Annotated in this window: 16 protein-coding genes; 7 read left to right on the top strand and 9 right to left on the bottom strand. The window is 59.1% G+C overall.

Going from position 1 to position 12,791, the window contains the following annotated elements:
• Nucleotides 1-46: 46 nt before the first annotated feature.
• From ahpF to C4J89_RS14160, 3 genes are all read right to left on the bottom strand, one after another.
• Nucleotides 47-1,612, bottom strand: coding sequence for an alkyl hydroperoxide reductase subunit F (gene ahpF, locus C4J89_RS14150; RefSeq protein WP_124367134.1), 1,566 nt, complete (start codon nt 1,610-1,612; stop codon nt 47-49).
• 123 nt (nt 1,613-1,735) lie between these two features.
• On the bottom strand, nt 1,736-2,299 hold the full coding sequence (ahpC, locus tag C4J89_RS14155; protein ID WP_003191303.1) for an alkyl hydroperoxide reductase subunit C: 564 nt from the start codon (nt 2,297-2,299) through the stop codon (nt 1,736-1,738).
• 133 nt (nt 2,300-2,432) lie between these two features.
• Complete coding sequence (locus C4J89_RS14160) at nt 2,433-3,365, bottom strand: site-specific integrase (protein WP_124414771.1); 933 nt, start codon at nt 3,363-3,365, stop codon at nt 2,433-2,435.
• A gap of 171 nt (nt 3,366-3,536) precedes the next feature.
• Between C4J89_RS14160 and C4J89_RS14165 the strand changes: the two genes are divergently transcribed.
• Nucleotides 3,537-4,544, top strand: a complete 1,008-nt coding sequence (locus C4J89_RS14165; protein WP_124414772.1) for a DNA-binding protein — start codon at nt 3,537-3,539, stop codon at nt 4,542-4,544.
• Here the strand turns inward: C4J89_RS14165 and gorA are convergent, their stop codons facing one another.
• Both gorA and galU read right to left on the bottom strand, forming a co-directional pair.
• On the bottom strand, nt 4,545-5,903 hold the full coding sequence (gene gorA, locus C4J89_RS14170) for a glutathione-disulfide reductase (protein ID WP_124414773.1): 1,359 nt from the start codon (nt 5,901-5,903) through the stop codon (nt 4,545-4,547).
• A gap of 106 nt (nt 5,904-6,009) precedes the next feature.
• Nucleotides 6,010-6,849, bottom strand: a complete 840-nt coding sequence (gene galU / locus C4J89_RS14175) for a UTP--glucose-1-phosphate uridylyltransferase GalU (protein WP_003173830.1) — start codon at nt 6,847-6,849, stop codon at nt 6,010-6,012.
• A 299-nt stretch (nt 6,850-7,148) separates the two neighbouring features.
• Here galU and C4J89_RS14180 point away from each other — a divergent pair, with 299 nt between their 5' ends.
• Both C4J89_RS14180 and C4J89_RS14185 read left to right on the top strand, forming a co-directional pair.
• Nucleotides 7,149-7,334: a hypothetical protein gene (locus tag C4J89_RS14180; RefSeq protein WP_124414774.1), complete on the top strand. Its 186-nt coding sequence runs from the start codon at nt 7,149-7,151 to the stop codon at nt 7,332-7,334.
• Nucleotides 7,335-7,477: 143 nt separating this feature from the next.
• Nucleotides 7,478-7,759, top strand: a complete 282-nt coding sequence (locus C4J89_RS14185; RefSeq protein WP_124362970.1) for a hypothetical protein — start codon at nt 7,478-7,480, stop codon at nt 7,757-7,759.
• A 9-nt stretch (nt 7,760-7,768) separates the two neighbouring features.
• Here the strand turns inward: C4J89_RS14185 and C4J89_RS14190 are convergent, their stop codons facing one another.
• The 4 genes from C4J89_RS14190 to C4J89_RS14205 all read right to left on the bottom strand — a co-directional run bounded on the left by C4J89_RS14190 (nt 7,769) and on the right by C4J89_RS14205 (nt 10,168).
• Nucleotides 7,769-7,999 carry a hypothetical protein gene (locus tag C4J89_RS14190; protein WP_124362971.1) on the bottom strand — a complete coding sequence of 77 codons (231 nt, stop codon included), beginning with the start codon at nt 7,997-7,999 and terminating at the stop codon, nt 7,769-7,771.
• Between the two features lie 76 nt (nt 8,000-8,075).
• Nucleotides 8,076-8,987, bottom strand: a complete 912-nt coding sequence (locus C4J89_RS14195; RefSeq protein WP_124414775.1) for a c-type cytochrome — start codon at nt 8,985-8,987, stop codon at nt 8,076-8,078.
• The gene (locus C4J89_RS14200; protein ID WP_124414776.1) at nt 8,984-9,631 is read right to left on the bottom strand and encodes a c-type cytochrome; all 648 of its coding nucleotides are present in this window, start codon (nt 9,629-9,631) and stop codon (nt 8,984-8,986) included. The genes C4J89_RS14195 and C4J89_RS14200 overlap by 4 nt, the downstream gene beginning before the upstream one ends.
• A 186-nt stretch (nt 9,632-9,817) precedes the next feature.
• On the bottom strand, nt 9,818-10,168 hold the full coding sequence (locus tag C4J89_RS14205; RefSeq protein ID WP_124362974.1) for a hypothetical protein: 351 nt from the start codon (nt 10,166-10,168) through the stop codon (nt 9,818-9,820).
• Between the two features lie 212 nt (nt 10,169-10,380).
• Between C4J89_RS14205 and C4J89_RS14210 the strand changes: the two genes are divergently transcribed.
• The 4 genes from C4J89_RS14210 to C4J89_RS14220 all read left to right on the top strand — a co-directional run bounded on the left by C4J89_RS14210 (nt 10,381) and on the right by C4J89_RS14220 (nt 12,747).
• Nucleotides 10,381-10,683, top strand: a complete 303-nt coding sequence (locus C4J89_RS14210; RefSeq protein WP_124362975.1) for a DUF1883 domain-containing protein — start codon at nt 10,381-10,383, stop codon at nt 10,681-10,683.
• A gap of 26 nt (nt 10,684-10,709) precedes the next feature.
• The gene (locus C4J89_RS26925) at nt 10,710-10,877 is read left to right on the top strand and encodes a hypothetical protein (RefSeq protein WP_164484542.1); all 168 of its coding nucleotides are present in this window, start codon (nt 10,710-10,712) and stop codon (nt 10,875-10,877) included.
• Nucleotides 10,878-10,880: 3 nt separating this feature from the next.
• Nucleotides 10,881-11,546, top strand: a complete 666-nt coding sequence (gene alkB / locus C4J89_RS14215; protein WP_124414777.1) for a DNA oxidative demethylase AlkB — start codon at nt 10,881-10,883, stop codon at nt 11,544-11,546.
• 133 nt (nt 11,547-11,679) lie between these two features.
• Nucleotides 11,680-12,747 carry a nitronate monooxygenase family protein gene (locus tag C4J89_RS14220; protein ID WP_124414778.1) on the top strand — a complete coding sequence of 356 codons (1,068 nt, stop codon included), beginning with the start codon at nt 11,680-11,682 and terminating at the stop codon, nt 12,745-12,747.
• The last annotated feature ends 44 nt before the right edge of the window (nt 12,748-12,791 follow it).

A 12,791-nucleotide genomic window follows, 5' to 3' on the forward strand; every position in this document is an offset into this window, starting at 1 on the left:
AAAAACCCCATGATCGCTCGTGGGGTTTTTTATTTGCGCGCTGTTTTTACGCCGGCGCGGACGTGCGGATCAGATGGTCGAACGCGCTAAGGGAAGCCTTGGCGCCCTCGCCTACCGCGATGACGATCTGCTTATACGGCACGGTCGTCACGTCACCGGCGGCGAATACACCCGGCAATGAGGTCTCGCCACGCGCATCGACGATGATCTCGCCGCGAGGCGTCAGTTCCACGGTGCCTTTGAGCCAGTCGGTGTTAGGCAGCAAACCGATCTGCACGAAAATGCCTTCCAGGTCGATGGTCTTGAACTCGCCGCTGTCGCGGTCCTTGTAGGCAAGACCAGTGACTTTTTGGCCATCGCCCTTGACTTCACTGGTCAGCGCGCTGGTGATCACATCGACGTTTGGCAGGCTGTACAGCTTGCGCTGCAACACAGCGTCAGCACGTAGCTTGCTGTCGAACTCGAGCAACGTGACGTGGCTGACAATGCCGGCCAGGTCGATGGCCGCTTCGACGCCGGAGTTACCGCCACCGATCACCGCCACGCGTTTGCCCTTGAACAGCGGGCCATCGCAGTGCGGGCAGAAGCACACGCCCTTGGCCTTGTATTCCTGCTCGCCCGGCACACCCATTTCACGCCAGCGCGCACCGGTGGCCAGGATCACGGTCTTGGACTTGAGCGTCGCGCCGCTTTCGAAGCGAATTTCGTGCAACTCACCGGCATTCTTCGCGGGTACCAGGCTGCTGGCACGCTGCAGGTTCATGATGTCGACGTCGTACTGACGCACGTGGGCTTCCAGGGCACTGGCCAGCTTCGGGCCTTCGGTTTCCTGGACCGAGATAAAGTTCTCGATGGACATGGTGTCCAGCACCTGCCCACCAAAACGCTCGGCGGCCACGCCGGTACGGATGCCTTTGCGTGCAGCGTAGATCGCGGCCGACGAGCCCGCCGGGCCACCGCCGACAACCAGTACATCAAAAGCATCCTTGGCACTGATTTTCTCAGCCGCTTTTTCGATGCCGCTGGTGTCGAGCTTGGCGAGGATTTCTTCCAGGCCCATGCGGCCCTGGCCGAAGTTCACACCGTTGAGGTAGACACTGGGCACTGCCATGATCTGACGCTCATCGACTTCGGCCTGGAACAGCGCGCCGTCGATGGCCACGTGGCGGATATTGGGATTAAGCACCGCCATCAGGTTCAGCGCCTGGACCACGTCCGGGCAGTTCTGGCACGACAGCGAGAAGTACGTCTCGAAGCTGAACTCGCCTTTCAGCGCACGGATCTGTTCGATCACTTCGACACTGGCCTTCGACGGGTGGCCACCGACTTGCAACAGGGCCAACACCAAGGACGTGAATTCATGGCCCATGGGGATGCCGGCGAAACGCAGGCTGATATCGGCACCCGGGCGGTTGATGGAGAACGACGGCTTGCGCGCATCATTGCCATCGGTGTTCAGGGTAATCAGCGTAGTGAGGCTGGCTACGTCCTGCAAAAGAGCGAGCATTTCCTGGGATTTCGCACCGTCGTCGAGGGAGGCGACGATCTCGATCGGCTGGGTGACCCGCTCCAGGTAAGATTTCAACTGAGCTTTAAGATTGGCGTCCAACATACGGGCGATTTCCTTTAATTCTGGTATAAAAAAACGCCCGAACGAATCTCGCCCGGGCGTTTTTTGAGGGCGGTTGCAGCTTACTGGGTAGGTGCGGTTACCCGCCCTTGGGACTTCACAGACTTAGATCTTGCCGACCAGGTCAAGGGACGGAGCCAGAGTGGCCTCGCCTTCTTTCCACTTGGCTGGGCAGACTTCGCCTGGGTGGGCAGCGACATACTGAGCAGCCTTGATCTTGCGCAGCAGCTCGGAAGCGTCACGGCCAACACCGCCGTCGTTCAGTTCAACGATCTTGATCTGGCCTTCCGGGTTGATCACGAAGGTACCGCGGTCTGCCAGGCCAGCTTCTTCGATCAGCACGTCGAAATTGCGGGAGATGGTCAGGGTTGGGTCGCCGATCATGGTGTACTGGATCTTGCCGATGGCTGGCGAGGTGTTGTGCCAGGCAGCGTGGGCAAAGTGGGTGTCGGTGGACACGCTGTAGATTTCGACGCCCAGTTTCTGGAATTCGGCATAGTTGTCAGCCAGGTCTTCCAGTTCAGTCGGGCAAACGAAGGTGAAGTCGGCTGGGTAGAAGAACACTACGGACCACTTGCCTTTCAGGTCAGCGTCGGTCACATCGACGAAGCTGCCGTTTTTGAAAGCGGTGGCTTTAAACGGTTTTACTTGGCTGTTGATGATAGGCATCGTTGACTCTCCGTCAGGGGTTAAGAAGTTGATGAGGTGAATCCTACCCACTCCGACCGACGATGGCTCATTGGCAAACCTGATGCTGACGATTGGTTTTCCCTATCAGGCGGCTGTATTAATAGAAGAAATCTCACAGCAGCGGTTGAGTCGCCAGCGTCATGCCGAGAAAGGGCGTCGCTTCAACATAGCGCATGGCCGATTTCATGTCGCTCCAGCCGACGTAACTCATCAATGACTTCAAATCCCAGCCGCTGCGATGGGCCCAGGTAGCGAAGCCACGTCGCAGGGAGTGGCTGGTGTACTGCTCGGCGGGGATGCCTGCGCGCTCCAGGGCTTGACGCAATAAGGGGATCACGCTGTTGGGGTGCAGCCCCTCCTCCCCCAGATTGCCCCAGCGATCGATCCCGCGAAACACCGGGCCACGTACCAATGCCGAGGCACTGAGCCATTCGCTATAAGCCTGTACCGGGCACAAGCGCAACAGCGCGGGGGTGTGGTAGGTCTTGCCGAGGTTATCGCGGTCACTTTTGCTGCGCGGCAAGTACAGGCTGATGCCGGCCCCAGGCACTGCCTGGACATGCTCGATGCTCAAGCGACACAGCTCATCGCTGCGAAAGCCGCGCCAGAAGCCCAACAGGATCAGCGCCGTGTCGCGTTTGGCACGCAGCAAGCCGGGCTGATCCTGGTTTTCGGCGGCTTGCCTGGCGTCATTCTCAAGCGATGCAACCACCTGCTCCAGATGCGCGAGCTGCAATGGCTGCGCTTGCCGCTCCTGCGCCGGGTGCACGGCGCGGATGCCCTTGAGCACCTTGCGCACCACCGGCGCCTTGGTCGGGTCGGCAAACCCCTGACTGGTGTGCCACTGCGCCAAGGCCGAGAGCCGCAACTTCAAGGTGTTCACGGCCAGCACGCCCGCATGCGCCACCAGATAGCGCGCCACGCTGTCGCTGGTGGCCGGCAGGAACCCACCCCAACTGACTTCGAAATGCTCGATGGCCGCGCGGTAGCTACGGCGGGTGTTATCGCGGGTAGCGGCATTGAGGTAACGGTCGAGATCACTCATGACAGGGCCCATTCGTACTGCGAACGCCTGTATCGACGTTGAAAATGCGTGTGACACGGGATAATACGCCAATATCCCATCTGTTAAATAATGAATTCAAAGAGTTTTTCAGTCGTGATACAGTATGTATATACATATCATGTACCACAGTACGAAATCGATGGAGACCCCATGGCACGCGGCGGCATAAACAAAGCAGTAGTTCAAACGGCACGCCTGGCAATCCTCGCCCGCGGTGAAAACCCCAGCATTGATGCTGTACGCATCGAGATGGGCAATACCGGCTCGAAAACCACGATTCATCGTTATTTGAAGGAGCTGGACGAAAGCGAAACCCGGCAAACCATCACCGAAGCGCCTATCGACGATGAGCTGGGTGAATTGGTGGCACGCCTCGCACAACGCCTGAAGGAGAAGGCTCAGGAACCCATCGACCTCGCCCTGGCGCAGTTCGAACAGCAGAAAAGCGCCCTCCTCACTCAGCTTGAAGCCCTGCAGGAGGCCCATCACCAGTTGCAACAGCAGTTCGATATCCAGGCCGCCGCCCTCGCTGAGGAAAGCGCCGCCCTGCACACCGCCAGCACCAGCCTGCAGGCCGAGCAAACGCGTAATGCCGGGCTAAGCCAGGCATGCAGCGATTACGAACTGAGGATCAACGACAAGGACGAGCAGATTCGCTCCCTGGAAGACAAACACCTCCACGCCCGCGATGCGCTTGAGCACTACCGCAATGCCGTCAAGGAGCAGCGTGAGCAGGAGCAGCGCCGCCATGAAGGCCAGTTGCAGCAGGTACAGGCCGAACTGCGCCAGACCCAGCAGAGTGCACTGGTGCGTCAGGATGAAATCACTCAGTTGCATCGAGACAATGAACGCGTGTTGATCGAGCATCGGGTGACTGCCAAGGCGCTGAGCGCACTGCAGGAGCAGGTACGCAAAGACCAGGCGCTGCGGCTCGAATTGAACGAGAGGATTAGCCAGGTCGACAGCGAGCGCACGCTGCTTCAAGAGCGCCTGCGGGTTGCGCTGCTGGAAAGTCAGTCACGAAAGGACGCGCTGACCGAACATCAACAGGCCAACAAGGCGCTGGAACTGGACCTGATCAAGGCCCAGGCCAGCATTGAAGCGTTGCGCCTGGCCGCCGTCGTTGCAACGACGCCAGAGGCAACGCCCGAGTCCTGATCAGCTCTCCACAGGCGTGCGCATGGTGACGAACTCTTCCGCCGCCGTCGGATGCACGCCAATGGTCTCGTCGAAATGCTGTTTGGTCGCGCCTGCCTTGAGCGCGATCGCCAGGCCCTGCACGATCTCGCCGGCGTCGGGCCCAACCATGTGGCAGCCCAGCACTTTGTCGGTGTCGGCGTCGACCACCAGCTTCATCAGGGTCTTTTCCTGGCAGTCCGTCAGGGTCAGCTTCATGGGCCGGAAACGGCTTTCGAAGATCTGCACCTTGTGGCCGTTCTTCTTCGCCTCTTCTTCCGTGAGGCCCACCGTACCGATGTTCGGCAGGCTGAACACAGCCGTTGGGATCATCGCGTAATCCACCGCGCGGTATTGCTCGGGTTTGAACAGGCGACGCGCCACCGCCATGCCTTCGGCCAGGGCCACGGGCGTCAATTGCACGCGGCCGATCACATCACCAATGGCCAGGATCGACGGCTCGGCGGTCTGATACAGATCATCTACGCTGACAAAGCCACGCTCGTCGAGTGTGACACCGGTGTTTTCCAGGCCCAGGTTGTCCAGCATCGGCCGGCGGCCGGTGGCGTAGAACACACAATCGGCTTCCAGCACGCGACCGTCTTTCAAGGTGGCCTTGAGGCTGCCATCGGCTTGCTTGTCGATGCGCTCGATATCGGCATTGAATTGCAGGTCGAGGCCGCGCTTGGTCAGCTCTTCCTGCAAATGCTTGCGCACCGCGCCATCGAACCCGCGCAGGAACAGGTCGCCGCGGTACAGCAACGAGGTCCGTGCGCCCAGGCCATGGAAAATGCCTGCGAACTCAACGGCGATATAACCACCGCCCACCACCAGTACGCGCTTTGGCAGCTCTTTCAGGAAGAACGCTTCGTTCGAGCCGATGGCGTGCTCACGCCCTGGAATCTCAGGGATCTGCGGCCAGCCGCCCGTGGCGATCAGGATATGTTTGGCGGTGAAGCGCTGGCCGTTGATTTCCACCTGATGGGGATCAACCACGCGCGCATGCCCTTCGTGCAGGGTCACGCCGCTGTTGACCAGCAAATTGCGATAGATGTCGTTGAGACGGTTGATCTCGCGGTCTTTGTTGGCGATCAGGGTCGCCCAGTCAAAGTTCGCTTCACCCAACGACCAGCCAAAACCGCTGGCCTGTTCGAAGTCTTCGGCAAAGTGCGCGCCGTACACCAACAGCTTCTTTGGCACGCAACCCACATTCACACAGGTACCGCCCAGGTAGCGGCTTTCCGCCACGGCCACCTTGGCGCCAAATCCGGCGGCAAAGCGCGCCGCGCGAACACCGCCGGAACCGGCGCCAATTACATACAGGTCAAAATCGTAGGCCATTTCATTCTCCTCGGCAGGCCATCAGCATACCGACTTACATGGGGCTGAAAAACGAAAAAGCCACCCGAAGGTGGCTTTCACTTGAAACAGATGAGCAACGCTAAAATCAGTAAGCCTTGCCAGTCTTGTAGAAGTGCTCGTAGCAGAAGTTGGTAGCTTCGATGTAGCCTTCAGCGCCGCCGCAGTCGAAACGCTGGCCTTTGAACTTGTAGGCAATCACGCAACCGTCTTTGGCTTGCTTGAGCAGGGCGTCGGTGATCTGGATCTCGCCGCCTTTGCCTGGCTCGGTTTCTTCGATCAGCTTGAAGATGTCCGGGGTCAGGATGTAACGGCCGATGATCGCCAGGTTAGACGGTGCATCTTCCGGCGCAGGTTTTTCGACCATGTCACGCACGCGGATCAGGCCATCACCAATGTCGTCACCGGCAATCACGCCGTACTTGTTGGTTTCTGTCGGGTTGACTTCCATCACTGCAACGATGGTGCAGCGGTATTTCTGGTAGAGCTTGACCATCTGGGTCAGCACACCGTCGCCTTCCAGGTTCACGCACAGGTCATCGGCCAGTACCACGGCGAACGGTTCGTCACCGATCAGCGGACGACCGGTGAGGATGGCGTGGCCGAGGCCTTTCATCTGGGTCTGACGGGTGTAGGAGAACGAGCATTCGTCGAGCAGCTTGCGGATACCGACCAGGTATTTTTCCTTGTCGGTGCCCTTGATCTGGTTTTCCAGCTCATAGCTGATGTCGAAGTGGTCTTCCAGCGCGCGCTTGCCACGGCCGGTCACGATGGAGATTTCATTCAAGCCGGCATCCAGTGCCTCTTCGACGCCGTACTGAATCAGTGGCTTGTTCACCACCGGCAGCATCTCTTTGGGCATGGCTTTGGTCGCTGGCAGGAAGCGAGTGCCGTAACCGGCTGCTGGGAACAAGCATTTCTTGATCATATGAGTCCTTACAAAGGGCTGTGCGTACGGAATTCGGCGCAGTCTAATGAGGCCGCAGTCACCTTACAATGGGTCCTGCTGGCGCCGCGATGTCATCATAGAGAAAAAATGTCGGCGTAAGTTCCGCTGATCTTTCAACAGGCAGACTGACCGGCGCTTGGGGGTTGATGTTTCCAAGGGCTGCACCCTTTGTAGCACGCTTTTCGGCGTCCGGCACCGGGCTTGAATTACTTGGGCAAACCCGGAGTATTTGCGGCTATCATTGCACCCTTGAATCAGCTTACGAGATTGCTAATTAGATGTCAGAACCAAAAGGCGTAAACGGCTACCTGATCACCCAACGTACGGACGGCTGGCACCTGATCAACTTCCATGGCGACAGCGTCGCAGGCGTTTTCGAGACCGAAGCCATGGCGATTGCGGTAGCCGAAGTGTTTGTGGATGAAGCAGGTCATGCGTCGAGCAAGCGGCCAAAAGGCAAATAATCCACGTTGCCTTGCATCAAAAGCCCCGCCAAGCGGGGCTTTTTTGTGTTTGGCTGTACCTAGATGGCAGTTCGCTATAATCTTCCGCCAACGCCCCACAATAGTGTCAGCGCTCCCCTCAACACCTTCGAAGACGACTCTCTATGAACAAGATCCTGGCACTCACTGCGGTATTGGCGCTGGCTGGCTGCACCACCACGTCGGACACCTACCTGAAAAATGGTGAACAAGGCCTGACCATTGACTGCTCGGGCGAAGCCAACTCGTGGGCCAGTTGCTATGAGAAAGCTGACGCCTCGTGCGCAGGGACTGGCTACCGTATCGTCGGCACCGACGGCACCCCATCACTCAAGGAAAGCGAACAGACACTGGGCAAGGACGTGGGCAATTTCAAAAGCCGCAGCGTAGTGGTGGTGTGCAAGTAAGCCGTAGCACTACAGATGAACTTCGGCGAACTTGATCCCAAGGCTGCGCAGGATCTCAATCAAGTCATCCAGGCGCGGAAATGACTCGACCTCATCCTGATCATCCACCAGGAAGTAACTGCGGCCGTCACTCTTCTTGAAAAAGACGATCCACTCGCCCAGGTCGGCGGGGTTCTGGATGACGTGGGTCGCCGTGATCTGACCTTCAGCATGGCGGGCTTTAACGTGTTCTCGCTTCATAATGGGCGTTCCAGGCAGGGCATGCCGCTCAGGCCCAGGGGTTTGAGCGGCATTTTTGTAGGCGGTGACCGACAGTTTACCGGATGCCTTGCCCGATCAACACGCCATCTACCGTCTGGCCATAGAGATTGACGCCATCATTGGCGTGAAACTTGATGCGGGTCTTCTCTATCGATCCCTCGACCAGCCTCGGATCCTGGGGCCGCTCGTGGCTGTTGATGTACGCCGCGACATCCCATGCCTGCTGATCGCTCAAGCTGCCGACCTTGCCCAACGGCATGTTGTGCTTGATGAAGGACGCCGCCGTGTTGATCCTGTGCATACCGGCGCCCCAATTGTAGGAATCCTTACCCCATAACGGCGGCATGACATAACCCTCGCCCACCTTCTGCCCCTGCCCTTCAACGCCATGGCACACCGCGCATTGCCCGTTGTACACCTGCGCGCCCTGGGCCAGGTCGTAGCCTTTAGCCGGTTGCGCCACCTCGGGATAGCCGCGCCCGGGTAATTCAACCCCCAAGGGCGCTTTGCTGGAGAGCCAGTAGGCATACACCGACAGCGCGGTGATTTCGGGACTGTCCGCCGCCGGAGGGGTACCGCCGTTCATACTGAACTGGAAGCAGCCCTGCAAGCGTTCGGCAAAGGTATTGACCTTGTCATTCTTCTTGCGATAAGCCGGGTACATCGGGTACGCACCCCACAATGGCGCCGAGTTGGCCATGCGGCCTTGATCCAGATGGCAATTGCTGCAGTTGAGCCCGTTACCGACAAATTGCGGCGCCAGGCGCTTGGTGTCGACGAACAAACCATACCCCTGCCTGACCAGCTTGCCGTAGGCATTGTCCGGCAGTTCGCTTTCCTGAGGGGGTTGAAAGGCAGGGGCATTGGGGTGCGCAGCGGCCTGCAATTGGGATTGGTCTTCCATGGCGATCGGCGTGGCATAGGCGGGCACTGCCATCAACATCCCCATCAACATGAGCGCCTTCATGGCTTGGCCTCCAGCGGTAATGAGGCGAAGTACTGGGCCACGCCCTGCACCTCATCCGGGGTCAGGGATTTGGCGATGTGCCCCATCAGGTCATTGGGATCGTCGCGCCGTGCGCCGTTCTGCCAGGCGCCCAATTGCGCGGCCAGGTACGCCGCCGGCTGGCCGGCCAACGGCGGGAATGCGTCCCCCACACCGACACCGGAAGGGCCATGACAACTGACGCACGCGGGAATCTGCCGCTCCCACGCTCCTTGCAGGACCAGTTTCTGTATCGGGTTGGCAGGCATTTCGCTGCGGGGCATCCTGGCGGTTAAAGGGGCTGGCATCGCGGCCACAGCCTCGCTTAGCGCGGCGATTTCGGCGTCGGTGAGCGCCTTTGCCAACGGCTGCATCACCGGATTACTTCGCGCCCCACTGGCAAAGTCCGACAATTGCCTGCGCACGTATTGTGCGGGCAACCCCGCCAACCTGGGGAAACCTGCCGCCGCAAGCCCCAGCCCATCGGCGCCATGACACGCCACACACGGCATGGCGCCGGGCTGAGAGCCGCCCTCGGTATAAATTGTGTTGCCGTCGAGCGCGAAGGCATTACCCAACAGCAGCCATAACGCGCTTCCCACCAGTGCTCGTTCCAGAGACTTCATCACAGCTCCATCTTTATGGTTATAAGCTTAGGCATAAAAAGCATAACCATGCAGATAGTATGGGAATTAACCCAGCGTCACAACACCCCGAAACAGCCAAAAAAAAGCCCCACCCTGTAGGAGCGAAGGTGCTCGTGCCTACAGGGTGGGGCTTTTATCGGGTCAGTGCGTGGGATTCGCCTTGGCTTAACCGGAAATGCAATCTTCCCCGGCTTTCTTCACATCGCCCGGCCGAATCGGCACGTTGGACATGCTTTCATAAAGCTTGATGCTGCTACCGCTGGAGCGATCCTCGATTTCGAAGATCGCCGATGGATCGGCCGAGAACTTCTGCGGCACGATCACTTGAAAACCCTCTTTATGGCGCTCGATCTGCGGTGGACGACGTGTCGCCTCCAATTTGCGCACTACGCACGCAGCATATTCCTGCGGTTTTTTCCCGGAAATGACCACCAACGTAGGTGGGGTCTGCTTGATATCTGCAACCGAAGCACAGCCACCTATCGCCAAGGCCAGCACCAACACACTCCACTTCATACTAAAACCTCCGATAAAGACCCTACGACAGCGGGCGCAGGAGATTTCTCCCGCCGATGTAGGATTTATCTCTGAAAACTCGGTAAATAACTGTTTTAAATTGTCGAAGTCGTCGACGACGACCCGATAATAAACGCGCTGGGGCTGATAAACTCCATCTTATCCTACGTATCGTTCTGATTTTTCAGAAAAAGCCCTTCTGGAGACACCCCATGAAATTTATCCATCAACGTGAGCACCTCAACGAGGGAGACATTGTCGTCATCGAATGCTCGCAGACCTGTAATATTCGTCTCATGAGCGACGCGAATTTTCGCAGCTTCAAGAACGGCGGTCGCCATACCTACCACGGTGGGGCATTCGACACATTCCCGGCAAAAATCACCGCACCCAGCACTGGTTTCTGGAACATTACCCTAGATGTGGTCACGCGCCGCGCCATCAGCGTTACCCGCAAGCCCGCGTTGTCCCACAAGATTCGCATCGTTCGTCGCACCGGCACCAAGCTGAGCTGACCCCGAACACCGCAAGGAAAAAAGCTGTGACCACCACGACCAAATACGTCATCAAGTACAAGCTCAACGGCGAACGTCGCTTCGAATTTGCCCAGTTGACCAGCAATAGCGTTGAGGAAGCCAAGCAAGCCCTGGCGAAAATCCACGATGCGAGCGACGAAATTACTGACATCAACGTGAGCAAGGCGCTGTAAGCCATGCCGGGCCCTCCTGCTGACCTGTTTGCCGACGACGCCCTGCAACAGCCCGCAAGGCGCGAGAAGATTGGCGAAGAGTCTTATGTTCTGGGAGGCTACGCCCTGCCCTGGGTTGAGCGTTTACTGCCAGAGTTGCGGCGTATCCTGGCCCAATCGCCGTTTCGGCAGATGGTTACGCCCGGCGGCTTTACCATGTCGGCCGCGCTGAGCAGTTGCGGCAAGCTGGGCTGGACCACCGACACGTCCGGCTATCGTTACAGCCCGCTCGATCCGCGTAGCCAGCAACCTTGGCCGCCAATGCCCGACGTGTTGCGCGAACTGGCGATATCGGCGGCAAACGCGGCGGGCTTCCCCGATTTCTCACCGGATGCCTGCCTGATCAACCGCTATGTGCCCGGCGCAAAAATGTCCCTGCACCAAGACAAGAACGAGCGGCGTTACGATGCACCGGTGGTCTCGGTGTCCCTCGGTCTGCCGGCGATTTTTCTGTTCGGTGGTCACCAGCGCAGTGACAAGGCGCAAAAGATTTCGCTGTTCCACGGTGATGTGGTGGTCTGGGGCGGCGTGGATCGCCTGCGTTACCACGGGGTGATGCCAGTCCGAGAAGGCGTTCACCCGATCATGGGGCCGCAACGCATCAACCTGACCTTTCGCACCGCCGGCTGATTTGACCGCAAGCTTCGCCCGTTAACCCGCTGCACAACGCACCGCCCCCGTCCAGTGAATAAAACAGACTGGCCGGGCGCCAGGGGGCCTGCTAAAACAGCGCAACGCCTTACTGAAGCTGGAGACGCACCCCATGAGCACCTGGCCAGACACGCGCATTATCGATCTGCTGGGCATCGACCTGCCCATCATCCAGGCCCCGATGGCGGGAGCGACCACTACCGCCATGGTGATCGCCGCCTGTCAGGCCGGTGCGCTGGGTTCCATGCCTGCGGCGGCGCTGAGCATCGAGCAACTGCGCGAGGCGTTGACCGTCATTCGGCAAGCCGGCGTCCGCCCGCTCAATGTCAACTTTTTCTGCCATCAGGCGCCCGAGGCGGACGAAGCGCGCGACCGCGGCTGGAAAGCATTGCTTGCGCCCTACTACCGCGAACTGGGCGCCGATTTTGATGCGCCAACGCCAGTATCCAATCGTGCGCCCTTCAACGAAGCGGCGTGTGAAGTGGTTGAAACCTTCCGCCCTGAAGTCGTCAGTTTTCACTTTGGACTGCCGGAAAAATCCTTGCTGGCCCGGGTAAAAGCCACCGGCGCCAAAGTGTTGTCATCGGCTACAACGGTGGAGGAAGCGGTCTGGCTGGAAGAAAACGGTTGTGACGCCGTGATTGCAATGGGCATTGAAGCCGGTGGGCACCGGGGGATGTTTCTCAGCGACGACCTCAACAGCCAGATCGGCTTGATGGCGCTGCTGCCGCAAATCGTCGACGCCGTCAGCGTGCCGGTGATCGCGGCTGGTGGTATCGCCGATTCGCGCGCAATGGTCGCGGCCTTTGCCTTGGGTGCCTCGGCGGTGCAGGTCGGCACCGCGTATCTGTTCACCCCTGAAGCCAGCGTCAGCGCTGCCCATCACCATGCGTTGCGACATGCCCAGGCCAGCGAAACAGCCCTCACCAATCTGTTCACCGGGCGTCCGGCGCGGGGCATTGTCAATCGGGTGATGCGTGAGTTGGGCGCGATCAACCCCGCTGCGCCGGCGTTTCCACGGGCCGGTGGCGCGTTGATGCCGCTTAAGGCCAAGGACGAAGCCGGCTTCAGCAACCTGTGGGCAGGCCAGGCCTTGCGCCTGTGTAATGAACACTCAACTTATGACCTGACCCGCCATCTGGCAGCGCAGACCTTGGCCAAACTGCAACGGCAGCGTTAGCGCTTGGAACAACGCGGCACTGTACCGGCAGCAGGCAACCGCTA

This window comes from Pseudomonas sp. R4-35-07 (assembly GCF_003852235.1).
Taxonomy (GTDB): Bacteria; Pseudomonadota; Gammaproteobacteria; order Pseudomonadales; family Pseudomonadaceae; genus Aquipseudomonas.